At 60.4% G+C, this 25,298-nt stretch carries 19 protein-coding genes; 6 read left to right on the top strand and 13 right to left on the bottom strand.

Annotated features, from left to right (window positions below):
- Positions 1–38: 38 nt before the first annotated feature.
- Entirely contained in the window at positions 39–1,205 is a 1,167-nt protein-coding gene (locus ASC90_RS00260; protein WP_056534103.1) for a pyridoxal phosphate-dependent aminotransferase, read from the bottom strand.
- A 117-nt stretch (positions 1,206–1,322) separates the two neighbouring features.
- Positions 1,323–1,757, bottom strand: a complete 435-nt coding sequence (gene mscL / locus ASC90_RS00265) for a large conductance mechanosensitive channel protein MscL (RefSeq protein ID WP_056534106.1) — start codon at positions 1,755–1,757, stop codon at positions 1,323–1,325.
- 215 nt (positions 1,758–1,972) lie between these two features.
- Between mscL and ASC90_RS00270 the strand changes: the two genes are divergently transcribed.
- A complete protein-coding gene (locus tag ASC90_RS00270) occupies positions 1,973–5,476 on the top strand; it encodes a PAS domain-containing hybrid sensor histidine kinase/response regulator (protein WP_056534108.1) in 3,504 nt (1,167 codons plus the stop codon).
- Positions 5,477–5,675: 199 nt separating this feature from the next.
- Here the strand turns inward: ASC90_RS00270 and ASC90_RS00275 are convergent, their stop codons facing one another.
- The 6 genes from ASC90_RS00275 to ASC90_RS00300 all read right to left on the bottom strand — a co-directional run bounded on the left by ASC90_RS00275 (position 5,676) and on the right by ASC90_RS00300 (position 12,787).
- Positions 5,676–5,885, bottom strand: a complete 210-nt coding sequence (locus tag ASC90_RS00275; protein ID WP_056535172.1) for a cold-shock protein — start codon at positions 5,883–5,885, stop codon at positions 5,676–5,678.
- Between the two features lie 222 nt (positions 5,886–6,107).
- Positions 6,108–6,323: a hypothetical protein gene (locus ASC90_RS00280; RefSeq protein WP_056534111.1), complete on the bottom strand. Its 216-nt coding sequence runs from the start codon at positions 6,321–6,323 to the stop codon at positions 6,108–6,110.
- 324 nt (positions 6,324–6,647) lie between these two features.
- Positions 6,648–10,463: a peptidoglycan-binding protein gene (locus ASC90_RS00285; RefSeq protein ID WP_056534114.1), complete on the bottom strand. Its 3,816-nt coding sequence runs from the start codon at positions 10,461–10,463 to the stop codon at positions 6,648–6,650.
- Positions 10,464–10,810: 347 nt separating this feature from the next.
- Positions 10,811–11,512 carry an SDR family NAD(P)-dependent oxidoreductase gene (locus tag ASC90_RS00290; RefSeq protein ID WP_056534117.1) on the bottom strand — a complete coding sequence of 234 codons (702 nt, stop codon included), beginning with the start codon at positions 11,510–11,512 and terminating at the stop codon, positions 10,811–10,813.
- A gap of 77 nt (positions 11,513–11,589) precedes the next feature.
- Entirely contained in the window at positions 11,590–12,276 is a 687-nt protein-coding gene (locus ASC90_RS00295; protein ID WP_056534120.1) for a DNA-3-methyladenine glycosylase I, read from the bottom strand.
- Positions 12,277–12,328: 52 nt separating this feature from the next.
- Positions 12,329–12,787 carry an Lrp/AsnC family transcriptional regulator gene (locus ASC90_RS00300; protein WP_056534123.1) on the bottom strand — a complete coding sequence of 153 codons (459 nt, stop codon included), beginning with the start codon at positions 12,785–12,787 and terminating at the stop codon, positions 12,329–12,331.
- Positions 12,788–12,912: 125 nt separating this feature from the next.
- Here ASC90_RS00300 and ASC90_RS00305 point away from each other — a divergent pair, with 125 nt between their 5' ends.
- Positions 12,913–14,196, top strand: coding sequence for a cystathionine gamma-synthase family protein (locus tag ASC90_RS00305; RefSeq protein WP_056534126.1), 1,284 nt, complete (start codon positions 12,913–12,915; stop codon positions 14,194–14,196).
- 16 nt (positions 14,197–14,212) lie between these two features.
- On the opposite strand, the gene ASC90_RS00310 is transcribed toward ASC90_RS00305, so the two are convergent.
- The 4 genes from ASC90_RS00310 to ASC90_RS00325 all read right to left on the bottom strand — a co-directional run bounded on the left by ASC90_RS00310 (position 14,213) and on the right by ASC90_RS00325 (position 17,760).
- Positions 14,213–14,584 (bottom strand): hypothetical protein, encoded by a 372-nt coding sequence (locus ASC90_RS00310; protein ID WP_056534129.1) that lies wholly within the window; start codon positions 14,582–14,584, stop codon positions 14,213–14,215.
- 214 nt (positions 14,585–14,798) lie between these two features.
- Entirely contained in the window at positions 14,799–15,821 is a 1,023-nt protein-coding gene (locus tag ASC90_RS00315) for a histidine kinase dimerization/phosphoacceptor domain -containing protein (RefSeq protein ID WP_056534132.1), read from the bottom strand.
- 11 nt (positions 15,822–15,832) lie between these two features.
- Positions 15,833–16,270, bottom strand: coding sequence for a response regulator (locus tag ASC90_RS00320; protein ID WP_056534135.1), 438 nt, complete (start codon positions 16,268–16,270; stop codon positions 15,833–15,835).
- Positions 16,267–17,760, bottom strand: a complete 1,494-nt coding sequence (locus tag ASC90_RS00325; protein ID WP_156392811.1) for a CHASE3 domain-containing protein — start codon at positions 17,758–17,760, stop codon at positions 16,267–16,269. The genes ASC90_RS00320 and ASC90_RS00325 overlap by 4 nt, the downstream gene beginning before the upstream one ends.
- A gap of 329 nt (positions 17,761–18,089) precedes the next feature.
- Between ASC90_RS00325 and ASC90_RS00335 the strand changes: the two genes are divergently transcribed.
- From ASC90_RS00335 to ASC90_RS00350, 4 genes are all read left to right on the top strand, one after another.
- Positions 18,090–19,886 carry an acyl-CoA dehydrogenase C-terminal domain-containing protein gene (locus ASC90_RS00335; RefSeq protein ID WP_056534141.1) on the top strand — a complete coding sequence of 599 codons (1,797 nt, stop codon included), beginning with the start codon at positions 18,090–18,092 and terminating at the stop codon, positions 19,884–19,886.
- Between the two features lie 45 nt (positions 19,887–19,931).
- Positions 19,932–21,140 (top strand): acetyl-CoA C-acetyltransferase, encoded by a 1,209-nt coding sequence (locus tag ASC90_RS00340; RefSeq protein WP_056534144.1) that lies wholly within the window; start codon positions 19,932–19,934, stop codon positions 21,138–21,140.
- Between the two features lie 130 nt (positions 21,141–21,270).
- Positions 21,271–23,487, top strand: coding sequence for a 3-hydroxyacyl-CoA dehydrogenase NAD-binding domain-containing protein (locus tag ASC90_RS00345; protein ID WP_056534147.1), 2,217 nt, complete (start codon positions 21,271–21,273; stop codon positions 23,485–23,487).
- A 334-nt stretch (positions 23,488–23,821) separates the two neighbouring features.
- Positions 23,822–24,454, top strand: coding sequence for a TerC family protein (locus ASC90_RS00350; protein WP_056534150.1), 633 nt, complete (start codon positions 23,822–23,824; stop codon positions 24,452–24,454).
- Between the two features lie 15 nt (positions 24,455–24,469).
- Here the strand turns inward: ASC90_RS00350 and ASC90_RS00355 are convergent, their stop codons facing one another.
- Positions 24,470–25,015, bottom strand: coding sequence for a DUF922 domain-containing protein (locus ASC90_RS00355; protein WP_156392820.1), 546 nt, complete (start codon positions 25,013–25,015; stop codon positions 24,470–24,472).
- Positions 25,016–25,298: the final 283 nt, after the last annotated feature.

The raw sequence follows: 25,298 nt of genomic DNA on the forward strand, positions 1-25,298 counted from the left end.
GACAAAAAACCCGGCGATGCGCCGGGTTTTGGCAATATCTAGAGGTTGAGGATGTAATCGCAGAGCCTGTCCGCGGCTGTCTGTATCTGCGCGGGATCGCGCAGGAAACAGGCGCGCAGGAACAGCTCGCCGCCCGGTCCGAACGCCGTTCCCGGAGCCAGGCCGACGCCGGTCTTGTCCACGATGTCGATGGCCGTCTTGCGGCTATCTGTTACACCATCGATCTTCAGGAAGGCATAGAGCGCGCCATCGGGCTTCAGCGTTTCGACACGGTTCGTCGCGATCAACGCGTCGCAAAGGATATCACGCGAACGTTTCGCCTTGTCGATATTCGATTGGACGAATTCGTCCCCATCGTTGAGCGCCGCGACGGCACCCTTCTGCATGAACTGCGCAACACCCGAGGTTGAATACTGGATCAGGTTCTCAAGCACTTGCCCGGTCTGCGGCGGCGCCACGATCCAGCCGACGCGCCACCCGGTCATCGACCAGTTCTTCGAGAAGGAGTTGACGAACATGACCTTGTCGTCCGGCTCCATGATATCGAGGAAAGACGGTGCCCGACTGCCGGCAAAATAGTACCGGGCATAGATTTCGTCGGCCATGATCCAGAGACCGTGCCGGCGGGCCAGTGCGAGAATAGCCCCTAGATCTTCGAGCGAAGCCGTCCATCCGGTCGGATTGGAGGGCGTATTGATGAAAAACGCCTTGGTCTTCGGCGTTATGGCGGCGGCGATGCGGTCGATATCGACGACCCACCTGCCACCTTCGAACTCGAGCTGTACGCCGACGGAACGTGCGCCGGCAATTTCCAATGCAGCGGCAATATTCGGCCAGGCCGGTGTCAGGTAGACGAGTTCATCGCCCGGCGACGTCAGTGCCTGGACAACGATCTGAATTGCCTGCATGCCGGAGCCGGTTACGTAGAAATGCTCAACCGGCAGGGTGAGGCCGAAATGCCGGGCGTAATAATCGGACAGCGCCTGGCGCAGTTCCGGAATGCCGCGCTGATAGGTGTAGAAGGTCTCGCCTCCTGCAAGCGCATCCATTGCCGCCCTGTTGATAAAATCCGGCGTCGGCAGATCACCCTCACCGACCCACAGCGGCAGCAGACCATCGCGCCCGCGGGCATAGTTGACGACTTCGACGATCCCGCTTTCAGGTGCGGCGACGGCGCGTGGGCTAAGGCTATTCACAATCGACATGCGTTGCTCCGGTTTTCGCCTTCATAAATCAATTACGAAGGCAAATCCCATGACAAACGGTGATGCCCTATCGATTTCTGTGATGGATGAGCCCTACCCGACGCAGCACAAATTTGGCTAGACGGCAGGGCGCTTGGCCAGAAGGTCACGAATTTCGGTGAGCAAGGCAACGTCCGCAGGCGGAGGCGCGACGTCTTCCGATGCGGCCTTCTTCCTTTCCACCTGCTTCTGCAGCGCGTTTACGCCCTTGACCATAAGGAAGATGATCCACGCAAGGATGAGGAAATTGATGAGAACGGTGATAAAGCTGCCATAAGCGAGCACAGCGCCCTGCTGGCGAGCGGCAGTCAGGGTCGGCGAGTTGACGTTGGCCGACAAGCCAACGAAATAGTTCGAGAAGTCGAAGCCACCGAAGATGGCACCGACGATCGGCATGATGACATCGTCGACCAGCGATTTTACGATGCCGCCAAAGGCACCGCCGATGATAACACCGACGGCAAGGTCCATGACGTTGCCGCGGGCGATAAATGCCTTGAACTCGTTGAGCATCCGATCCGTCTCCCTCTGATGCAGTCTCTCTGACAGGCCATTGTTTTCATTAGCTACATCTTCGATCCAATTATTCAATTGCTAATTACAAATTAATGGGCTGCGCCTGCCTTCTTTGACTTAAGGCCTAGACCGGGCCGATGTTCAAAGCTTCGAATTTACCTTAATCTCGAAGATACGGGAGAACCGGCGCTTGGCGCGCCGGCGGAGGTTCAATGCTGCCAGGCTGGGTCATACTTGCGTCTGCATTCGGCTATCTGCTGCTGCTGTTCGCCGTTGCAAGCCACGGTGATCGGCGGAGGAGGATGTTCGGCACACCTTCGGGCGGCAGACCTGTTGTCTATGCCTTGAGCCTGGCGATCTATTGCACCTCCTGGACCTATTTCGGCGGCGTCGGACTTGCATCGCAACGGGGGCTGGAGTTCACCGGCATCTATATCGGCCCGATCCTCGTCTTTACACTTGGAATGCCGGCGCTGCGACGGATCATCGAGCTTGCCAAGGCTGAAAAACTGACATCGGTCGCCGATTTCATTTCCGCGCGCTACGGCAAGAACTCCACGGTCGCGACCCTCGTCGCCTTGATCTCCCTTGTTGGCGCCATTCCCTACATTGCGCTGCAGCTCAAATCGGTATCGAGCACGATGAGCGCGATGCTCAACCCGTCGGACTACGGCATCGGCAGCGGCAATCTCTATTTTCTTGACCTGCCTTTGCTCGTGACGCTGGTGCTCGCCTGCTTTGCGGTCATGTTCGGCACACGCCATACGGACGCAACCGAGCATCAGGACGGCTTGATCCTCGCAGTTGCCATGGAGTCCGTGGTCAAACTCTTCGCTTTCCTGACGGCCGGCATCTGCGTTATCTGGTTTCTCTTCGACGGGCCGTCCGACCTATGGCAGAAGGCTTCCGAGAACCAGCTCGTGCTGTCTGCTCTGAACTACCACACTCCCGTCAGCCGGTGGATCACGCTGATCCTGCTATCGGCTTTCGCAATCGTCATGCTGCCGCGGCAATTTCACGTCACCGTGGTCGAAAACCGCACCGCGCGGGAGCTTCGGCTCGCCGGCATGCTGTTTCCGCTCTACCTTGTCGTCATCAATCTGTTCGTGCTGCCAGTGGCAGTCGGCGGTATGCTTACCTTTGGCGGCAGCGGCAATGCGGATCTCTACGTGCTCTCGCTTCCCCTTGTCGGGCAGATGCCACTCATTTCTCTGATCACTTTTATCGGCGGATTTTCGGCTGCGACAGCAATGGTGATCGTCGCCTCGGTCGCGTTGTCGATCATGGTCTCCAACGACATCATAATGCCGATCTTCCTGCACAATAAACTTGCCGGACGTACCGGGCTCCGGGACGATTTTGCAAAAACGCTGCTCAATGTCCGACGCAGTGCGATCTTCGTCGTTCTGCTCCTCGGTTACGCCTACTATCGCTCGACGGACAGCACGACCGGCCTGGCGTCGATCGGTCTCCTTTCCTTCGCCGCCATCGCGCAAATGGCACCTTCGCTGCTCGGCGGCCTGATTTGGCGGCGAGCCAACGCCAGGGGTGCAATTCTCGGCCTCACCTCCGGCTTTGTAATCTGGGTCTATCTGCTGTTTCTTCCCTCACTCGGCGGGCCCGACTATTCCTCCGTCGCGAGCGCGGTCCTCGGCTTCGTCTTCGCGGGTACGACCGTGTTCACGGCAGTCGATGCCGATCCTCTCGTCAATGCGACCGCGATGAGCCTGCTCGTCAATACAGCTTTCTTCGTGATCGGCTCCCTCACGCGCAACGCTCGACCGCTCGAGCGCATCCAGGCGGGTATCTTCGTCAGGGGACAGTCGCGATCGCAGTTTGCCACGCGCGGGTGGAAGACCCGCATCGCCGTGGGCGACCTGAAAGCGACAGTATCGCGCTATCTCGGCGAGGAGCGCATGGAGCGCTCCTTTCAGACCTACCAGCAAAATTCAGGGCGAAAGCTGGAGGACGACCAGCCGGCAGACATGGCGCTCATCCATTTCACCGAACAGCTGCTCGGAAGCGCAATCGGCTCTTCGTCCGCGCGGCTGGTCCTGTCGTTGATACTGCAGAAGGTCGAGGATGCTTCGGCGGATACCGCGTGGCTGCTCGATCAGGCAAGCGAGGCGCTTCAATACAACCAGGACATGCTGCAGACGGCCCTGTCTCAAATGGATCAGGGCATCGCCGTCTTCGACAGCTCCAACCATCTGACGATCTGGAACCGCCGCTTCCGGCAGCTGCTCGACCTCCCCGAAAATGCCGGTCAGGTGGGTTTCCCTCTTTCCGATATCGTTGCCATCCTCAGCCAACGGGGCGACCTGCCTCCGGGCGACGTCAGCCAAACCGTCCGACACTTCCTGACACTCGACAAACCATTTGCGCTTGTCCTCGGAGGCGGCGAGCGCATCATCGAAGTCCGGTCGAACGCGATGCCGGACAAGGGCATCGTTGCAACCTTCACCGACATCACGCAACGCGTTGCCGCGGACCGCGCACTGAAGCAAGCCAACGAAACACTGGAGCAGCGCGTGGTGGAACGCACCGCGGAGCTCACCCGCGTCAACCACGAACTCGGCGAAGCCCGCGCCGCCGCGGATGAGGCAAATCTCGGCAAGACTCGATTCTTTGCGGCGGCCGGCCACGATATTCTGCAGCCGCTCAACGCCGCCCGGCTCTACTCCTCGGCGCTGGTCGAGCGTATGGGCCAGTCGGACGGCAGCAGCGCCATCGTGCGCAATATCGATTCCGCGCTCGAATCCGTCGAGAGCATCCTCGGAGCGGTGCTGGACATCTCGCGGCTCGATACCGGGGCCATGCGCCCGCGCCTCGCCTCCGTCGCGCTCTCCGACCTGTTGGAGCGCATCCGTACGGATTTTGCGCCGATCGCCCGTGAGAAGAACCTGAAGCTCGTCGTCATGCCGACTTCGCTTCGGGTCCGATCCGACCCCAACCTGCTTCGCCGCCTCGTGCAGAACCTTGTTTCCAACGCCATCAAATACACGATCGACGGCAAAGTGCTCGTCGGTGCGCGACGGCGCGGAAACCAGGTCGTGATTCAGGTCATGGACTCGGGGATCGGCATTCCGCCATCTAAATTCCGGACAGTGTTCAAGGAATTCGCCCGGCTGGAAGAAGGCGCCAGGACGGCATCTGGCCTTGGTCTTGGCCTATCTATTGTCGACCGTATTGCGCGCGTCCTGAGCCATCCCGTGGAACTGCACTCGACGCATGGCAAGGGCACCGATTTTCGCATCGTGATGCCGCGTGACGTCTCGCGGTTGGCGGAGGCCGCGACCGTGAAACCGTCAGCGGACCAAACAATGCAAAATCTCAAAGGATTGAAAATCCTCTGCATCGATAATGAGCCGCATATTCTCGAGGGCATGCGGCTTCTGCTCAGCGGATGGGGTTGCGAGGTCCAAACTGCGGATTGCCTTGCCACCGCCGAGAGCTGCAATGCGCGCCAGGTACCGGATCTGATCATCGCAGATTACCACCTTGGCGACGGAACCGGCGTCGCCGCCATTCTGGCGGTGCGCGCGCAGTTCGCCGCATATGTCCCCGCCCTGATCATCACTGCTGACCGCACGTCCGAGGTTCGTGCAGAGGCCGAGCGGCATGGGATTGGTCTTCAGCACAAACCCGTTCGGCCGGCGGCTCTGCGAGCCCACATCACCCAGATTTCCGCACAGAAACGGTCGGCGGCCGAGTAGGCGTGGCCGTCGCCAACCTCCCGAAGCGGAGAGAGGCTTGAGTTACCGCGTGGCGCGGGGGCTTGACGCCGATCGATCGTTTCGTGAAGCGTCAGAACGAAAAAAGGCCGGGCAAACCCGACCTTCCCTTCCATCTCAACGAACCGTGCCAGTACATCCGTGGTCACAGTTCGGAGACGATATTTGCAGCCTTTAAGGCTCAGATCTCCTGAAGGCGATCTGCGGACATCTTGCCCGAACGCTTGTCGGCTACGAGCTCGTAGGAGACCTTCTGGCCGTCCTTGAGATCGCGCATACCAGCGCGCTCAACAGCGGAGATGTGTACGAAAACGTCAGCTGCGCCGTCATCCGGCTGGATGAATCCGAAGCCCTTGGTTGCGTTGAACCACTTTACTGTACCTGTGCTCATGACGATATCCTTTTCAAAATCGTGCATATTAGAAAACGCACCGGCCTAAACCGAGGCGCGATGAAGACCGATTTTGGAAGAAGTTCGCCAGTTACAGCATGGCTGTAACTAAGTTCACATAGCAAGATCGATGTCGGAGCTTTAATCATAAATTGTGTCGTTGGCAAGGCGGCAATTTCACCTTGTTCAAACACATGTATTGGAAACGCCCCAGCTCGGGCCCTAGGCTTCGGCTTGCAACGGCTGTTGCGAGGCGTTGATCGATGCCGCATGGGCTTCAAGAATGGCGGCCGCTATGACCTTCTGGAGCTCATACACCAGCGAACGCGAGCGCTTGCGGTCCAAATCCTGCGCCGCCTTTGCAAGATTCAATCCCTCATTGAGGACAATATGGTTAGCCCGCGTCAGCGCCCAGCTTTCAATATCGAGACCTGCCATCTGAAATCTCCGCCAAATCATTCAGCATCAACGATTTTCACGAATCACGCTACGCACCGCATTCATGCAGCAAGAAGAATCACAGTCGCAATAATTTGAAAACAGGTTTCTTGGAAGAATACCCGCTTTGAATGAAATTTATTCAAGGTGAGTCTTGCGGGATACGATGGTGTCTCCCGCAACTAGACATCGGCTGGATTAAACCCATGCTTCGCAACGAAACATCCAAGGCGATATACCGCTTGCCTAGCCGACTATTGATGGTCGCGCGGTTAGAATACCCTTTGTATCGTCGCGCCAAAAAAATGTGTGCGCCACGACATCTCAGGCCTTGGTCGACGGCGCCTTGTTCCGCTCAAGCAATGCCCTTACTGTGTGGTCGTTGATCTTGCCACTCGGGTCCTGACCGATCGATTTCTGGAAGCTCTTGATTGCTGCAACGGTCTTTGCTCCCAGTTCACCATCCGGCTGACCTGCGTCGAAGCCGTTGTTGTTGAGAATCGCCTGAATGTTACGGATCGCCTTTTTCATGTCGATGGTGGAGGTCTTGGTGGCACTGCCGTTCCATTCGTCCGGCACATCGGCACCATTCACCTTGCTGTCGAGTGGCGAGGCTTTCCACATATCGGCTTTCGCGCGCGCCTTTTCGAGCTGATCCGGCTTCATGGCGTTTGCAACTTCATCGCGCTTCTGAGAAGCATCCTTGTCGCCGCCCTTGGCCGCGATCGCAAACCACTTGTAGGATTCAGTCAGGTCCAGGGTCACGCCGTTGCCGCGGGCCCACAGGATAGCCAGGTTGAACTGGCTGTCGGTGACGCCGAGGTTCGCCGCCTGCGTGAACCACTTGGCAGCTGCCGAGTAGTCCTGCTGGCCGAGAGCGCCCGATGCGTAGAGGACGGCGAGATTGTGCATGGCACTGGCGTTGCCCTGGTTGGCGGCCCGCTCGTAATACTGTCTGGCCTTGACTATGTCGCGGTCGACGCCCGTGCCCTTCTCGTAGATGCTGCCGAGGCGATATTCGGCGGGCGCGAAGCCCTTGTCTGCGGATAGCTGATACCAGCCGACCGCCTGCTTCGGGTCGGCAGCGATCCCAGCTCGACCGTCGCTGTAACGGGCTCCGATTTCGAACAACGCCAGCGGATCTCCGGCCTTGGCGGCGTCGGCAAGCGACACTGGCTGAACGAGATCGGGAACGGTGATCGTCGGCGCGGCCACGGTCGATGCCATGCCGGCAATTGCTGGGGCACTGTCCTTCGCCACGAAGTTGGAGGAATCCTGCGGTGCGCCGGAAGGCGCCAGTGTCGATGCGCCCTCGCCGTCAAGCGGCATCGCGGTGGTGAGACGATCCGGCGCGGGGGATTCGACTGCGGCAGGAGCTTCCACAATTGGCGGCGGAGCTTGTGTCTCAGCGACTGGAGCTGCGGCTATCGCCGCAGCGACATCCCTCGGCTCGCCTACCGTCTCGCTGTCCTGCGGCAGCGGACTGCTGGCAGAATCCGTCATCGTCGCGACTTCAACCTTGGGGGCTGGCTCGCCGCTGGTCAGCGTCCGGGCGAGCGGGAAAGCCATGACAGCAAGCAACACCGCTCCGACAGCGAGGAGGATTGGACGGCGGAAGCGGGAAAAGGCGCCACCCGGCGACACGTCCCTGCTTGTCGCTTTTTTCTCGCCCTTGGCAGCCGTCGACTTGGCGCTCACTTCGGTCTCGAGCGCGGCCGCCTGAGCAGCGCGGCGGGCGGCAGCGATGTAGTCAGCGCGCTCGTTTTCCGTCGCCGCCTTCGGGTTTGCCCGGGCGGCATTCTGGCTGGCGCGGACTCGCTCCAGGATCTTCTTGACGTCAGGCGCACCTGAGCCTGGTTCGAGCGGTTCATTGGCCGCTTCCGGCGGCATAACATCGATCGGGTCGATCGAGGGCGTGGGGTCGATGACGGCGCGCTCGGGGGCTTTCGGATCGGCCTTGACCTTCCTGGCCGGGAGCAGGCGCTTGCCGAGACCCGAGAGCAGGCTGCCTTTGGAGACCGTCGCACCTGCAGCCGGCTTGGAGGCCGCTTCAATCGCGATCGCACTCGTATCGGTCGTAGCCATCGGTGGCGCGGAAAAGTCTTCGCGCGGCTCCGCGTGCATCACCGGACCGGCCGCGGGCCTTGTTCCGAAGGCGGCGAGCTTCTCCATCGTCTCGCCGCCAGCCGGCACCAGGGCATAGGGATCGACATCGAAGTCGACATCGGCTGAAGGCATTCTTGCTGCAGGGCGGGCCGTCCGACTCTCCATGTCGTCGAGGCGTTCAGCGATCTGGACGAGAGTCTCGTGCAGTGCCTGGAAGGTCCTGTGCGTCCGATCCTCGCTGCTGCGGCTGAGGTCGCCGAGATGGCGCAAATCCTCGGCGAGCGCGTTGAGCGCCGACATGTCAGCCGCTGCCGAAGCGCCACCCTGGAGACCATCATTGCGCGCGTAGGCATCCACGACGGCTTCGGCGGCCTGGCGGGCAGCCTCGATGATGTATTCATCGCTGGTCGCCATGTAGTCTTCAATGGCGCCCATGCGGCGATCGAGCTCGGCAGGCATCTCGGCCGCCAGGCGCGGCTCGCTCATCAGCGCGGACAAGTTGGCGATTTGGTCTTCGAGGTTTCGCATAGCCAGCGTGTCGGTCGCCGGAGCTGCCGCCGTCTCGTCGAGACGCGCGGCAATGTCGCTCAGCCGTCCCTCTATGCGCAAAAAGGCGTCATGATCGCTCGGCGCAGCGACCGGCTGAAGCGGCTGGAAATCCATCTCGTCGATACGACGCGCCAGATAGTCGAGCCTCTGGGCAAGTGCGTCATTGACCGACCCGCTTTCGAGCGCATCGATCTTGCGGGAAATGTCGGCGAGTGCGCCGGTCAACTCCGGTTGCGGCGCTGCGCGCTGGTTGCGCTCCAGCAGATAAGCGAGGTTCTCGAGCCGCTCGTCCAGGCGCGACGTCGTCTCCTTGTTCGCCAGTTCCTCGACGCGCATCGTCAGAGCTTCCAGGCGATCTGCAAGCCCATCAACCGGTGAAGCACGATTTGCAACGCGGTCGCCCATGAGGTCGATCTGTTCGGCAAGCGCGCTTAGCCGGTCCTCGAGGCGGTGCATCATCGCCGGGTCGCCGCTGGCCGCGGTGCGCCCTGTAGCCGCAATGGCGCGGCTTATTTCGTCGAGGCGGCTGTCCACGGCCGCGAACTGCTCGGACATGGCGCGATCATGCGGCTGGATCATGCTGCCGAACTGCTCCATGGCGGTCGCAATCGAGATCAGCTTGTCTTCCAGCGCCCGCACGGCAGGGCTCTCCCCCATGCCGCCAAGGTGGCGCTTGATGTCATCGACGCGATAGGCAAGAGCGACGAGCTCTTCCTGCAGCCCCGCGGTGTCGAGCGTGTGCAGCTGGTTCTCGAATCCGTCCCACCGGCTTTCGATGTGGCGCAGCGAATCCTCGCGCGCCAGCCCGTCCATCAGCGAGCGCAGTTCCTCGAACTCGCCGCGAAGACCTTCGGCTTCCGGCGCGGTGGAGCGAGCTGCGAGATGGTCGATGCTTTCCGCAAGCCGGCCCATGTCGGCGCGAATGTCGTCGGCAAAGTGCCGGTCCTCTGCACTTGCCTTGATCTCGCGCAGTTCACCGCGCAGCGCGTTCATCTCGCGTGTCACCCCTTCCGAGATGTCACGCTTGAGGTCCTGACGCAGGTTGACGAGCGCTTGCGCGATCTCGGTCATTGTGTCCTGCGGCTGACGGTAGGCCGGTGCTGCTGGTGCCGCAGGTTGCGGTGCTGCGGGACGCGGCGCGCGCTCGGCAACCGGTGCCGACAGAGACGGCCGGGAAACGGGCGCCGGTTCGCGCGCATAGGGCGCCGGTTCACGCACTGTCGGGCGCTCGCGGCTCGCCTCCAGCATGCGCTGGCGCTGGCGTATCTCGGCAAACGGATCAGGCCGGGCCTCGGCGGCGGCATGAGGCGAACGAGCCTCGGAGTGCGCGTCGCGCTCTGGCGTCGGGGTACGCTGTCGCGAGTCGCGGGCGCCGCTTCCCATCAACCCTTCGATCCTCGCTTCCAATCCTTCAATCGTGCGGTTCAGCGCATCGAGCGATGCCCTGTCGGAATGCCGTGGGGAATTTGATCGCGATCCGTTCATCTTCTTGCTCGCTTCGTCAGGTCAACCCTCGTCAGGGTCGATCATTGGCTTTTTCCGTCAGAGCCGCACCGGAATGCGGATCAATGAGCACCGTCCATCAGAGGATATTCAATTAGGCTTTCCTCAACCTGTACGGAGTGGCGTGCATCCCATAAAACGCGAGACTTGAAAAAAGGAACGCAGGTCGCCAATACTCAACCGTCACCTTTGACGAAACGTGGTAAACAACCCGTTAATCAACGTGAGATTTCTTTAACTTTTGATGATTTTTGGCCGATTTGCGTGCTGAAATCGGCCGCTGGGCATCCGGCCGCAACCACGGCGCGCGACGGCATGTTACGCGGATATCAGAACGTCTCCGTCCATGGCCGCAACTCGACTTCGTGCGACCAGGCACTCCGCTGTTGCAACAGGACATCGATGTAGCTCTGTGCGATCGCATCCGGGTGAAGCATCGCGTCGGGCTTGTCGGGATTTTCCGGCCGCGTCTCAGACTGGATCGCGCCGTCGATGATGAAATGCGCGACATGGATCCCCTTTGGCCCGAGTTCGCGCGCGACACTCTGGGCAAGGCCGCGAAGGGCGAACTTGCCCATGGCGAAGGGAGCCGAGTGGGCAAATCCCTTGACGCTTGCCGTGGCGCCGGTGAACAGGATCGCGCCGCGACCGCGCGGGATCATGCGCCTTGCGGCCTGCTGGCTCACCAGAAAGCCGCCGAAGGCGCTTACGGCAATAGCCTGCTCGACTTCGCGCGAGTCCAGTTCGGCAAGCGGACCGCGCACTCGACCACTGGCGTTGTAGACCACGACATCGGGTTCGCCGATGGCCTTGGTGACCTGATCGAAGAGAGCTTCGACGGAAGCCGGTTGCGCCGCATCGGCCGCAAAGGCTTTCGCGCCTGTTTCGTCGGCCAACGCCTTGAGCTTGTCTGCGTTGCGCGCCGCCAACGCGACCTGGACGCCGCGTGCCGTCAGCTGGCGTGCAAGCGAGGCGCTGATGCCAGGGCCCGTGCCCACGATGAGTGCCGTGCTATAGGGAAATTCGCTCATACCTAGTCCTCCGGATCGATGTCCCTCAAACCTATGTATTTCGATGCGGTGGAAACACCCGCAACACCAAAAAGAAATCAGCGACCATCAGGAGAGTCGACCGTACAGGAGGCTATTCTCGACAGATGGGTCAGCGTCAGGCCGGTCTGCCTGGACCAGGCTGCAAAGGCCTGCTGAATGAGATGCCGATCTTTCTTGCTGGTTCCCGACGAAGAAAGGGGGATACCGGCATGCCTGAGACACGCAAGGACGTCGCTCGTCACGATAAAGCAGTCACACCCGATCGCCCGCAGGAAGCGCTGTCCGGCTAGCCCGCCGAGCCGGCTTGCGCGTTTGGCAAGCAGATCCAGCAGCCCGACCTGGTCATCAGCGGGCCAGTCGGCGAAGAATACGCCGGCGCTGCCGGCTTCCTTTTCCAGCGAACGCACAAAGGCCGCATTGGCGCGCACCGACATGATCTTCGCGGCGTTGCGGATGATCCGGCTGTCCGACATCAGAGCATGCCAGTAATCGTCCGGCGTTATATTCAGGAGAGCCGGATCAAAGCCAGAAAATGCTTCCTCGAAGCCCGGCCATTTGTTGTCCACGACCTTCCATGCAAAGCCGCTGTAGAAGACGCGACGGGTCATTTCGGACAGGATCCGATCGTCGCTCGTCGCACGCAGCCGGTTGTAGTCGGGAAGCGGCGGCAGCAATGCGCGCAATGCTGCCGCGCCACCCTTGCGTGCCTCCGCCCGATGCCGGATCAGCTCAAAATCGATCACAGCTCAATCCCCGATGATCTCCCGGGCGGGCGCTTTGCACCCCGCCGCAAGGCTATACCCGCCGCGCCTTTATCGTGTTCATCACAAAGCTTGTCTCGATCGTGTCAACGCATTTCAGGCGGGCGATCTTTTCCTTGATGAAGCGCTCGTATTGCTCCAAGCCGGAACTCATCACCTTGAGGACATAGTCGCGCGATCCGGTCACCAGATGGCATTCGAGGACCTCGTCCCACTCGCGCACGGCGCTCTCGAACATCTGGATTTCGTCCTCATGCTGGCGGCTGAGGCGAACCGATGCCAGCGCCGTCATCGTCCAGCCGTCGACCGCGGGATCGACGAGTGCGGTATATCCCTGAATGATTTCGGCCTCTTCCAGCCGACGAAGGCGGCGAAGGCAGGCAGAAGCCGAGAGACCGACGCGCTCTGCCAGCTCGTTGTTTGGGAGGCGCGCGTCGCCCATCAACTCCTTCAAAATTCTGCGATCTGTCTCGTCTGCAATTTTCTGCGCCATATTTCTTGTTCACTCGCACTATGTTGCTTCCAACATCGCCAACGCGCGTCAAATAGCAAGAACCCTTGTGACGTTCCGGTATAATTTGCGGGCCTCGCCCGTATCCCTCGAAGCAGGAGACGACAATGACTGCGCCGCATCCCTCCAAGACCCATATCGGCAACCACGCGCTGCATCCCGAGACGCAGATGCTGAACTATGGCTACGACCCAGAGCTTTCGGAAGGTGCGGTCAAGCCGCCGGTGTTTCTGACCTCGACATTCGTCTTCAAATCCGCCGAAGACGGTCGTGACTTCTTCGACTTCGTCTCTGGTCGCCGCGAGCCGCCGGCGGGGCAAGGCGCCGGCCTCGTCTATTCGCGCTTCAATCATCCGAACAGCGAGATCGTTGAAGACCGGCTTGCCGTCTACGAGCAGACAGAAAGCTGCGTACTGTTTTCTTCCGGCATGTCGGCAATCGCCACCACGCTGCTTGCCTTCGCCCGGCCGGGTGACGCCATCCTGCACTCGCAACCGCTCTACGGCGGCACCGAAACCCTGCTCGCCAAGACTTTCCTCAATCTCGGGGTCGCTGCGGTCGGGTTTGCGGATGGCGTGAGCGAGCCGTCAGTGCAGGCGGCAGCGGAAGAGGCGATGGCAAAGGGCCGGGTCTCCGTCATCCTGATCGAGACGCCCGCGAACCCGACCAACAGTCTGGTGGACGTCGCGATGATCCGTCGGGTTGCCGACGCGATCGGCAAGAAACAGGGTCATACGCCAATCGTCGCCTGCGACAACACGCTACTCGGCCCGGTGTTTCAGCGGCCGATCCAGCACGGTGCCGACATCTCGCTCTATTCCCTGACAAAATATGTCGGCGGTCACTCCGACCTGATCGCCGGAGCTGCGCTCGGCCCCAAGGCGGTGATGAAGCCGGTCAAGGCGTTGCGCGGGGCAATCGGCACGCAGCTCGATCCCCATTCCTGCTGGATGCTCGGGCGCTCGCTCGAAACGCTGCAGATCCGCATGGAGCGGGCAAACAACAATGCCCTGGCCGTCGCCGATTTCCTCCGCGCGCATCCGAAGGTCGAGGCGATCCACTACCTGCCTTATCATGACCAGGCGTCGCCGCTTGGGCGCACCTTCGCAGCACAATGCACGGGCGCCGGATCGACCTTCTCCTTCGACATCAATGGCAGCCAGCCCGCCTCGTTCAAATTCCTGAACGCATTGCAGATTTTCAAACTGGCCGTCAGCCTCGGTGGAACAGAGTCCCTGGCCAGCCATCCGGCAACGATGACGCATTCCGGTGTGCCCGCTGATGTCCGCCAGAGGATCGGCGTTCTGGACTCGACAATACGCCTATCCATCGGGATCGAGCATCCCGATGATCTCATTGCCGACCTGACTCAGGCTTTGGATGCGGCCTGACACGTGCGGTGGCGGCTCAGGCCGCCGCCGTTTCCCGGACATCGTCAAGCAAGAAATGGACGACCACGTAGGCCGTCTTGTAATGCCGGCCACTGTCCGAAACATCATCGACAGTACCGCCATCGGCGGGATGCCAGCGATGATAGTGCGGGTTGGTGGTGATGAGCGTGATCGCCTTGCCGGTCATGTTACCATCGAGGCGGTAGCGCATTTCGGCCAATGGCCAGATGCGTTCATAGTCCTCCATCGACATGCGAACCTTGAGGGCCTTTCGGCTGATCGCCTCGCTGCGCGACCCGTCGTCGTTGTCAATCGCAGGCAGGTCGAGCGTGACCTCTTCCGCGCCGTTGAGGATGGAGTTGAACTCTTCAGGCCACTTCCGTCTCATGAAATTGCTCCTCCCAGGCTTTTTCGTCGGTTAGCCCGCGAAATCTAGCGTGTCTTGGCAGAGAAGCAAACGGGCGTGGTGGAATTTTGGCGGGAGTTTTTTATCTTTTGGTTTTGCTGACGGTATGCGACGTTGCCGCACAATTCTCTTTTGACTGCGTCCCTTCGATCACCGGACAGCACCGAAGCGCAGCATTCGAGCGTGAGCGACCGCGTTACTGTCGCCAGCGAACCGCGATATGCGTGCCCGAAGACTTACCTTCCCGACCATAGACGATCTCTGCGCCGAGCGTGGTCGCCATAGCATTGATGAGTCGCGTTCCAAGACCGGTACCTTTCGGTCCGGTCGCCCGGCTATAGCCAATACCGTCGTCTTCCACCGAAAGAACAGCGGTGCCCTCATCGTTCGAACGTAGCTCTATCCGCACGTCGCCGGCGCCTGCCGGATAGGCGTACTTCATGGCGTTGGTCACAAGCTCTATCAGGATGACTCCGAGCGCCACCGCCTTGTCGGCGGAGGTAGAAATGCCGCAGAGATTCGGTTTCAGCGAGATGCCGTTGGCGGCGGCATTGGTACTTTCAAGCTCGGCCAGGAGCGGCCCGAGATAGACGTGGAGCTGGACCTCCCCGACGTTTTCAGAGGTGTACAGGCTGCGATGGACACCGGCGATCGCAGTGATGCGGTTCTGGGTCTCGTTGAGCGCCGTTTTCGTTTCTTCACTGCTTGCGAGCTGCATCTGCATGCGGATCATCGCGGAAACCAGCGAAAGGCTATTGGCAATGCGATGATTCATTTCCGCCAGCAACAACTCCGCGCGTTCCTTGGCGGCGACCAGCTGACGGTCGGCTTCCTCTTTTTCGCTGCGCAGCCGTGCATTTTCCAGCGCCTGGTGCAGGGCACTCACCAGCAACGGGAAAAAATCGTCGGTGGCGGTTTTCACGACGTAATCCGCGGCGCCGCCCTTGAGCGCGCGGATCGCAACGTCGGCGTCGCTTGATCCGGTCACATAGAGAACGGGTGTCTGCCTGCCCAACTCGGCGATGGCCTCAAGGAAGGTCAGGCCCGTCTGATTCTCGAAATAGTGGTCGAGGACCACCGCTTCGAATGCCTCCGCTTCGAACAGTTGCAGGCCGATTGCGATCGAGGCGGCATGAACAACTTCGAAATCGCTGCGCGCAAGAACCCGCGTGGCAAGGCGGGCAAGGGCCGGATCATCATCGACATAAAGGATGCGCACAGATTTGCTCGTCAGGGAATTTGAACGACTGAGAAGAAAAGGCCGAGGTTGCGGATCGCCGTTGCAAATCCATCGTAGTCCACCGGCTTGGTGATATAGACGTTTGCCCCGAGATCATAGCATTTCTGGATCTCCCGTTCGTCGTCCGTCGTCGTCAGCACGACGACCGGAAGACGGCGGGTGTGCTCGTTGCCCTTGATCTGCGCAAGAATGTCGAGGCCGGACATGTCAGGCAGATTGAGGTCGAGCAGCACGAGAAGATATCTGTCCTTGCTGACCAACCCATCGCGGCTCGGGCCCAGCACGTAGTCAAGCGCGTTCTTACCAAGGGTGAAAGGGACGATCTCATTGTGGACGCCAGCGCGGCGTACGTTCTTTTCTATAAGACGGGCATGCCCCTCATCGTCCTCGACCATGACGATCGTGACTTCCTTGCCTGTAGCCTTCATAGTTCCATACTCCGTACAATCTTGGTGAGGTCGGACGGCAGTGTCAGAATAAAGGTACTGCCCTGCCCAAGTTCGGACTTCACCGTAATATCCCCGCCCAAATTTCGGATTAACGAGCGCACATGCGCCAGACCGATGCCTTCTCCACGCTGATCCTGGTCGCCGGCTCTGCGGAAGAGCTCGAAGACGCGTTCAAGATCCTGGGGGCCAATACCTCGGCCATTGTCCTTGACGTCGACCCTGACGCGTCCCGGACCGTCGGGATAAGCATCGATGTTCAATGTCAATGGACGGCCCTGCACCTGGTATTTTACCGCATTGTCGAAGAGATTGCCGAATATCTGTTCGAGTGAGAAGCGATCGGTGATGATGCCGCCGACGCGAACGCGGGCTTCCGCGGTTCCGTCGGTCTCCACGAGTTGGTGGTGAACATTTGCGGCTGCCGTATCGATCAGCGCCTTCAGGTCAATGCGCTCGGGCTGCAACTTGCGGCGGCCATCCCGGGAGATCTTCAGGATTGCGTTTATAAGCGAATCCATCTTTCGCGTCGATGAACGGATAAAGCCGAGCGCTTCGGGCAGGTCTTCCTCGACGGCACGCCGCGCTTCGTAGACTTCCTCTGCTGTCGGCGTCTTGCCATCGGCGAGAACATAGGCCGAAACCGCCTTCGTCGCGGTATCGAGCTCGCTGAGAAAGCCCATGATATTGACGAGCGGGGCGCGCAGGTCATGCGTGACAATGTAGGCGAACTTCTGAATCTCCTGGTTGGCGCGAATCAGATCCTGCGTACGCTCATTGACGCGCGTCTCGAGCCCGACGTTCAGGAGTTCAACTTCCTCGGTCGCCGCTGCAAGGTCGCGTACATGCTGAACGATAATCATGATCGCGCCGCCCAGCACAAGCAGGATGGCGATCGCGCCCACGATAGTGACCCACTGCAGATTGTCGGCCGCAGACAGTTGCGCCTCGACCAGCACACGCAATCTGTCATCCGTCTGCTGCAAAAAATCGCCGAGAATGGCGCGGACTGCGTCCATCAACTCTCGCCCGGCGTCGTCGCGAACGACAGCAACGGCCTCGGCCAGCTTTCCATCCTTGGTGAGCGCCACCGTCGTCGACAGCTCCTTCATCTTGCCATCGATGGCGGCATTCAAAGCGTCGAGCTGCGAAGCATAGGTCGGAAGCGGCAATACGTTATCGACCAGAGTCTTCCGACGCGTCGGCAGCTCCTCCAACGCCGTGTTGTAGGGGGCGAGATAGGCGGGATCGCTCGACAGAAGAAACCCACGCTGCCCGGTCTCAGCATCCTGAACACTGGTGAGGAGATTGACGATTGAGCTACGGACGCGCCGAAGCGAAGCCGTTTCCTCCGAGTAAGACCGATTGGTCTGCACAAGCCAGAGAGATGAGCCGACAATTCCGAACAGTATCAGGACGCCAACGGCGAGCATGAGCAGGCTGGAACGGAAGAAAGCGGCTGTAGAAGTCATAAAGCGTCCATGAAATGGGTCTGGATGACTTCTATACGCGGCTCACCCAGAAAGATAGCGCCCTCATAATCACCTCTTCAAGGTTTTGTCACTTGAACTGCGCGATCGTGGCAGCCGGCAGAGAATGCCGAACTACCGCTGCCTTAGCGATAGGCTTGCTGGAGCTTTGCCATGTGGCGCTTGACCAACCCGCGCCCGACAGCATCTGTCAAAATCCGCTCACAAATTCGCGACGCTACAAAATTGACGTTTACGCAAACGTCAATATTTTGTAAGAGACTCTCAAGTGCCGGCCTCGTCCGGCGTGCCGAATTGGAGGAATTCGAACGATGCCAGTCTACAAGGCCCCGATAAATGACACGCTCTTCGTGCTGAACGACGTGCTGGGTCTCGAGCGTTACAACAATCTGCCGGGCTTTGCGGACGCCACGCCCGACATGATCGAGGCCATTCTGTGCGAGTCGGCAAAAATCGCCGAAGAAGTCCTTTTCCCGCTAAACTACTCCGGCGACCAGGAAGGTTGCACTCGTCACGAAGATGGCTCGGTCTCCGTGCCTAAGGGCTTCAAAGAGGCCTACGACGCCTATTGTCAGGGCGGCTGGACGGGTCTTGCCGTTCCCGAGGAATTCGGTGGCCAGGGACTTCCCTACGCGCTTCACGCAGCGGTCGGGGAGTACACCTCGGCGGCCAACATGTCGCTGATGATGTATCCCGGCCTGACGCAGGGCGCGATCGCCGCTATCTTCGTGCACGGCTCGGACGCTCAAAAGCGGACCTACCTGCCTAAAATGGTCTCCGGCGAATGGTCGGGCACGATGAACCTGACCGAGCCGCATTGCGGCACCGATCTGGGCCTGCTGCGCACCAAGGCCGTGCCACAGGCCGATGGCAGCTACAAGATCTCCGGACAGAAGATTTTCATCTCCGCCGGCGAACACGGCATGACGGACAATATCGTGCATCTGGTTCTCGCCCGCATCGAGGGGGCGCCTGAGGGGACCAAGGGTATCTCGCTCTTCATCGTCCCGAAATTCATTGTCCAGGAAAATGGTTCGGTAGGCGCCCGCAATGGCGTCTCCTGTGGCGCGGTCGAACACAAGATGGGCATCCACGGCAACGCCACCTGCGTCATGAACTACGACGAAGCGACCGGCTTTCTCATCGGTGAGCAGAACAAGGGCCTCAGTGCCATGTTCGTCATGATGAACGAGGCGCGCCTAAGTGTCGGCCTGCAGGGTTTGGCGATTTCTGAAATCGCCTACCAGAATGCGGCAAACTACGCCCGCGAGCGCATTCAGGGGCGCTCGCTTTCCGGGCCGAAAGCGCCTGACAAGAAGGCCGACCCGATCATCGTGCACCCGGATATTCGTCGCTCGCTGATGACCATCCGCGCCTTCAACGAGGCTGGTCGCGCATTCCTGCTGTGGACGGCGCTGAAATCGGATATCGCCCACCGCTCGGCAGACGAGAAGGAACGGCAGACGGCAGACGACATCCTCGGTCTCGTCACTCCGATCCTCAAAGGCGTGTTGACCGACAAGGGTTTCGACCATGCCGTCATGGCCCAACAGGTGTTCGGTGGTCACGGCTATATCGAAGAACACGGTATGAGCCAGTATGTCCGCGATGCCCGCATCGCGATGATCTACGAAGGCGCCAACGGCATCCAGGCGCTCGACCTCGTCGGCCGCAAGCTCGGCCAGAACGGTGGCCGCGCGGTCATGGCGCTGTTCAAGGAGATCGGCGATTTCTGCGAGGAAAACCGCAACGACGAGCAGATGGCGTTCTTCACCAAGAACCTGAAGAAGGGCTTGAACGACGCCCAGGCTGCAACCATGTGGTTCATGCAGCATGCAATGGCAAAGCCCGACAATGCCGGTGCCGGCTCGACCGACTACATGCATCTCTTCGGCCTCGTCATTCTCGGCTATATGTGGGCGAAAATGGCGAAGGCAGCCGAGGATGGCCTTGCCGCAGGGGACACCGAGCGCGAGACTTTCTTCCGCAACAAGCTGGTAACCGCACGGTTCTTCATGGAGCGGATCATGCCCGAGACGGCGTTGCGCAAGACCCGCGTCGAGGCCGGAGCGGAAACGCTCATGACACTGGCCGCCGACGCGTTTTGATGCGCAGAATTCACCGGCATCACTGCCGCTAGGGAGACGAGAGACATGACCGAGGTTTTCATCTACGACCACGTCCGCACACCGCGCGGCCGCGGCAAGAAGGACGGCTCGCTGCACGAGGTGCCGTCGGTGCGCCTGGCCGCAAAGACGCTGGAAGCGATCCGCGACCGCAACGGGCTCGATACGGCGGAAGTCGACGACATCATTATGGGCTGCGTGGATCCCGTCATGGAAGCAGGCGCCGTGATTCCGCGTGGCGCCGCCTTCGAGGCCGGCTATTCCACCAAGGCTCCCGGCATGCAGATCTCGCGCTTCTGCGCCTCCGGCCTCGATGCGGTGAACTTCGGCGCGGCCAAGATCGCTCAGGGTGCCGATGACATTGTGATCGCCGGCGGCGTCGAGAGCATGTCGCGCGTTGGTCTAGGCATGTCCGGCGGTGCCTGGTTCATGGATCCGTCGGTCAACTTTCCCGCCTATTTCATGCCGCAGGGCGTCTCGGCCGATCTCATTGCCACCAAATACGGCTTCAGCCGCGACGACGTCGATGCCTACGCCGTCGAGAGCCAAAAGCGCGCCGCCAATTCCTGGGAGAAGGGCTACTTCAAGAACTCGGTGATCCCGATCAAGGATCAGAACGGCCTGATGATTCTTGCCCACGACGAACACATGCGGCCCGGCACCGACATGCAGGCTCTGGCGTCCCTCAATCCGTCATTCCAGATGCCGGGCGAAATGGGGGGCTTCGAAGCCGTCGGCATCCAGGCGCATCCGGAGATCGAGCGGATCAACTACGTCCACCACGCCGGCAATTCGTCCGGCATCGTCGATGGCGCCGCCGCTGTACTCCTCGGCTCCAAGGCGGGCGGCGAAAGCATGGGCCTGAAGCCCCGCGGCCGCATCAAGGCTTTCGCCAATATCGGTTCCGATCCGGCGCTGATGCTGACCGGCCCCGTCGACGTCACCGAAAAGCTGCTGAAGCGCACGGGCATGACGCTTGCCGACATCGACCTCTTCGAACTCAACGAAGCCTTCGCCGCCGTCGTACTTCGTTACATGCAGGCTTTTGGCATCCCTCACGACAAGATCAACGTCAACGGCGGCGCCATCGCCATGGGCCACCCGCTCGGCGCCACCGGCGCGATGATTTTGGGCACGGTGCTGGACGAACTGGAGCGCCGCGATCTCAACACCGCGCTGGTGACGCTCTGCATCGGCGCGGGCATGGGCACTGCAACGGTTATCGAACGGGTCTGAGGGCGCGCGATGCCGATCGACCATGACACCTGGGTCACCTTGGCCGTGCTGATCGGGTCGGTTGCCTGGCTTTGCTACATTCTTGGCGCCTTTTGACAGTTTGGGAAATTCAGGGAAGAGGAATCCCATCATGACCAACTACACCAATTTCACCGTCGAAACCGACGTAGACGGCATCGCCCTCGTCACCTGGGACATGCCCGGCAAATCCATGAACGTCATCACGACAGACGTGATGGATGAGCTCAACGCCATCATCGACCAGACAGTTGCCGATAACACCGTCAAGGGCGTTGTAATCACCTCGGGAAAGTCGAGCTTCTCGGGGGGCGCCGACCTTTCGATGATCAAGTCGATGTTTAGCTTGTATCGGGACGAGAAGGCCAGCAGCCCTGATACCGCCGCGCAGAAACTCTTCGATCTTGTCGGTCGCCTTACCGGCCTGTTTCGCAAACTCGAGACCTGTGGCAAGCCGTGGGTTTCCGCCATCAACGGCACCTGCATGGGCGGTGCGCTGGAGATGTCGCTCGCCTGCCACGGTCGCGTTGCATCGAACGCGAAGGGCGTCAAGATCGCGCTCCCCGAGGTCAAGGTCGGCATCTTTCCCGGCGCAGGTGGCACCCAGCGCGTCTCGCGCCTAGCCGATGCCCAGTCGGCCCTGCAGATGATGACCACAGGCCAGTCGCTGACGCCAGCACGCGCCAAGGCGATGAATCTCGTACATCAGGTGGTCGAGCCGGATCAGCTGATCCCCGCGGCGAAGCAGCTGATCAAGGACGGTTTGAAGCCTGTCGCGCCTTGGGACGAAAAAGGCTTCAAGGCCCCCGGCGGCGGTATATGGACGCCGGCGGCAGCCCAGCTCTGGCCGGCGGCACCGGCGATCCTGCGTCGCGAAACGGCAGGCAACTATCCGGGCGCGCTGGCGATCCTGAAGTGCGTCTACGAGGGCTTGCAGGTGCCTTTCGATACGGCTCTCAAGATAGAGCAACGCTATTTCACCGAAGTCCTGCAGACCACCGAGGCGTTCTCGATGATCCGCTCGCTCTTCGTCTCCATGCAGGAGCTCGGCAAGGGGGCTCGCCGCCCCGCCGGCATCCCGAAGACGGAATTGAAGAAGGTGGGTGTCGTCGGCGCCGGCTTCATGGGTGCCTCGATCGCCTACGTGACCGCCGCAGCCGGCATTGCCGTTACCTTGATCGACCGCGACATGGAAGCGGCCGCCAAGGGCAAGGGCGTCGGCGAGGGCCTGGTGAAAGACTCCGTCGGTAAAGGACGCCTTACGCAAGACGAAGGTGCAGCTCTGCTTTCCCGCATCACGCCATCGGCCGATTATTCCGACCTGAAGGACGCCGATCTCGTCATCGAGGCGGTCTTCGAAGACCGCGAAGTCAAGAGGGCCGTCATCGAGGCCGTCGAAGCGGTGCTGCCGGAGGGCGCGATCTTCGCCTCCAACACCTCGACGCTGCCGATCTCGGGCCTTGCCAAGAACTCCAGTCGCCCAGTCGATTTCATCGGCGTCCACTTCTTCTCGCCGGTCGAGAAGATGATGCTGACCGAAGTCATCCTCGGCAAGGAATCCGGCGACAAGGCGCTCGCTGTCGCTCTCGATTACGTCGCTGCGATCAAGAAAACGCCAATCGTTGTCAACGACACCCGTGGCTTCTTCGTCAACCGTTGCGTCTTTCGCTATATCCACGAAGCCTACGACATGCTGATCGAAGGCGTGCCGCCTGCAATGATCGAGAACGCGGCCAAGATGGCCGGCATGCCGGTCGGGCCGTTGTCGCTGAACGACGAAGTGGCGATCGATCTCAGCCAGAAGATCCTGAAGGCAACCGTAGCCGATCTCGGCGAAGCTGCCGTCGATCCGAAGCATCTGGCGCTGATCAACAGGATGGTCGATGACCTCGATCGCCGCGGCCGCAAGAACGGCAAGGGCTTCTACGACTATCCGGCAAAGCCGGCCAAGAAGTCGCTCTGGCCCGAGCTCAAGACCTTCTATCCGCAACAGAAGGCGGATGAGATCGATGTCTCCGTCCTCATACAGCGCTTCCTCGTCACCATAGCGCTCGAAGCCGCCCGCACCATGGAAGAGGGGATTGTCACCGATCCGCGCGAGGCCGACGTCGGCTCGATCCTCGGCTTCGGCTTTGCGCCCTACACCGGCGGCGTGCTGTCCTACATCGATGGCATGGGTGTGAACGCCTTTGTAGAGCTTTGCGAAAAGTTAGCGACCTCTAACGGATCGCACTTCAAGCCTACGGCCCTGCTGCAGGAAATGGCGGCGAAGGGCGAAACGTTCTACAGCCGGTTCAATCCTTATCCCGGCACCAAAGAGGCGGCATAGCGAGCTGCTTCGGCATAGATGTGCAGACAGGTCCCCAAGGCTCGCTTGGGGACCTGTCGTGTCGTACGCGCGCCATCAAAGGCAGCAACATCCGGGCACGCCCGATAGGTCCAGCTCGGCAATTGCCGGCTCACACCCAAATGGACTGACGGGGTGAAATCGAAACATGGTGCCCTACCTCTGGGAAGCTGGAATTAAAAAGCGTCGTCGCTGCGCACCTGATCGATTGGCGTGAATCTTTCTCGCAATATGCCTCACGCCACTTGATCCGGTGTTCAGCAATAATTTATGCGTTGGCGACGCAGGTCCAAATACTTCGGGGAACTATCGCATTATGGAAATCTTCACATCCGCCGGTTTGCTGGCGCTCCTGCAGGTCATCCTCATCGACCTCGTACTCGCTGGCGATAACGCGGTGGTCATCGGTCTTGCGGCAGCCGGATTGCCGACAGATCAACGACGGAAGGCGATTTTGGTCGGTATCCTTGCTGCCACCATTCTTCGCATCGCGCTTGCGAGCGTCACCGTGCAACTCCTCGATATCATCGGCCTGTTGCTCGCCGGTGGCATTCTCCTGCTCTGGGTCTGCTGGAAGATGTGGCGCGAAATGCGCAATGGCGCCGCGGATCCGGAGGGCGTTGCCAACGGGGACTCGCAAGCGCCGCGAAAGACCTTTTTCCAGGCGGCCACCCAGATTGTGATCGCCGACGTCTCGATGTCGCTCGACAACGTGCTGGCTGTGGCCGGAGCGGCGCGCGAGCACCCGACCATCCTGGTGATCGGCCTTGTGCTTTCCATCGCCATGATGGGTATTGCGGCGAACTTCATTGCGCGGTTGCTGAACCGCTACCACTGGATTGCTTATGTGGGCCTGGCGATCATCCTCTATGTCGCACTCCACATGATCTACCGCGGCGCACTGGAAGTATGGCCGCATCTCGCACCGGTCGTCGCCGGGCTCAACTGACAAATAGCAGCGCGATCAAGGTCCGTTCACCAGCTTCAGGATGAGATGGTGAACGTTGCCGCCCTCGCCCATTTCGACACCATCGAAGTCGCGGCCAAGCTGGCGCTGTTTGGCCGATAGCTCTCCGAGGCGCTTCTGCAGATCCACCCTGATCTTGCGGCACTGCGGATCGTCATCTGCCGACAAGCCGACACTAGTCGTGACGATGGAGCGAACCATGTCCTTTATCGTTTCCCCGTGCACCTTTTCATGTTTCTGAACGCCATCGATGAAAGTCTGCCAACTGGCTTTGACCGGGCCGGATAGCGGCGTGGAGGGCTTGGGCAGCATGTAGGTGATTGTAAGCTTCGGTTTTGCCAGGACGAGAACGCAGGCATTGCCCTGTGGTTCATACTTCCTCGTCCACGTCAGCTTGAACGTGGTATAGGCGATGACCCGCGTCTTTCCGCCAACCTGGGGGCCCCGTTCGCCGATCGACGCATAAAGCGAGGCACCGGAGTTGCCTGTGATGGCGTAGGTGCGAACCTCCTCGGTCGCCTGCCACTCCGCGTGCCCGGTCATCGGGGCCGAGACCAGAGCTGTCGCCAGCCAGAGAAGTCGAAAGCCTGCCGTCACGAGAATCCCCGAATGTTTGCTTCGGGTTGAGCCTAGACGCAGCACGGATGGCTTTCAATGCGCTGATGTCCCCGGCCGATCGGTCAGGGCCGCGGACCCGCAAGTGTGTCGCTTCATCGCCACAGAACTCAAAAAAAGCCTGATTATCTGGGATCGTTTGCTTATCGAGGGGCTCCGTGTCGCTTATCGAAAGCCTCTGGCAACGATTTCACCGTAGGATGCGCCATTC

This window comes from Rhizobium sp. Root1220 (assembly GCF_001426265.1).
Lineage (GTDB): Bacteria > Pseudomonadota > Alphaproteobacteria > Rhizobiales > Rhizobiaceae > Rhizobium.

What these genes read in the sequence shown, in the direction of transcription:
- ASC90_RS00285 (WP_056534114.1), bottom strand. Translation starts at nt 10,463, where the DNA reads ATGAACGGATCGCGATCAAATTCCCCACGGCATTCCGACAGGGCATCG.
- ASC90_RS00280 (WP_056534111.1), bottom strand. Translation starts at nt 6,323, where the DNA reads ATGGCAGGTCTCGATATTGAAAGCTGGGCGCTGACGCGGGCTAACCAT.
- ASC90_RS00335 (WP_056534141.1), top strand. Translation starts at nt 18,090, where the DNA reads ATGCCAGTCTACAAGGCCCCGATAAATGACACGCTCTTCGTGCTGAAC.
- ASC90_RS00260 (WP_056534103.1), bottom strand. Translation starts at nt 1,205, where the DNA reads ATGTCGATTGTGAATAGCCTTAGCCCACGCGCCGTCGCCGCACCTGAA.
- ASC90_RS00275 (WP_056535172.1), bottom strand. Translation starts at nt 5,885, where the DNA reads ATGAGCACAGGTACAGTAAAGTGGTTCAACGCAACCAAGGGCTTCGGA.
- ASC90_RS00355 (WP_156392820.1), bottom strand. Translation starts at nt 25,015, where the DNA reads ATGACCGGGCACGCGGAGTGGCAGGCGACCGAGGAGGTTCGCACCTAC.
- mscL (WP_056534106.1), bottom strand. Translation starts at nt 1,757, where the DNA reads ATGCTCAACGAGTTCAAGGCATTTATCGCCCGCGGCAACGTCATGGAC.
- ASC90_RS00270 (WP_056534108.1), top strand. Translation starts at nt 1,973, where the DNA reads ATGCTGCCAGGCTGGGTCATACTTGCGTCTGCATTCGGCTATCTGCTG.
- ASC90_RS00290 (WP_056534117.1), bottom strand. Translation starts at nt 11,512, where the DNA reads ATGAGCGAATTTCCCTATAGCACGGCACTCATCGTGGGCACGGGCCCT.
- ASC90_RS00320 (WP_056534135.1), bottom strand. Translation starts at nt 16,270, where the DNA reads ATGAAGGCTACAGGCAAGGAAGTCACGATCGTCATGGTCGAGGACGAT.
- ASC90_RS00310 (WP_056534129.1), bottom strand. Translation starts at nt 14,584, where the DNA reads ATGAGACGGAAGTGGCCTGAAGAGTTCAACTCCATCCTCAACGGCGCG.
- ASC90_RS00340 (WP_056534144.1), top strand. Translation starts at nt 19,932, where the DNA reads ATGACCGAGGTTTTCATCTACGACCACGTCCGCACACCGCGCGGCCGC.
- ASC90_RS00350 (WP_056534150.1), top strand. Translation starts at nt 23,822, where the DNA reads ATGGAAATCTTCACATCCGCCGGTTTGCTGGCGCTCCTGCAGGTCATC.
- ASC90_RS00300 (WP_056534123.1), bottom strand. Translation starts at nt 12,787, where the DNA reads ATGGCGCAGAAAATTGCAGACGAGACAGATCGCAGAATTTTGAAGGAG.
- ASC90_RS00305 (WP_056534126.1), top strand. Translation starts at nt 12,913, where the DNA reads ATGACTGCGCCGCATCCCTCCAAGACCCATATCGGCAACCACGCGCTG.
- ASC90_RS00345 (WP_056534147.1), top strand. Translation starts at nt 21,271, where the DNA reads ATGACCAACTACACCAATTTCACCGTCGAAACCGACGTAGACGGCATC.
- ASC90_RS00325 (WP_156392811.1), bottom strand. Translation starts at nt 17,760, where the DNA reads ATGACTTCTACAGCCGCTTTCTTCCGTTCCAGCCTGCTCATGCTCGCC.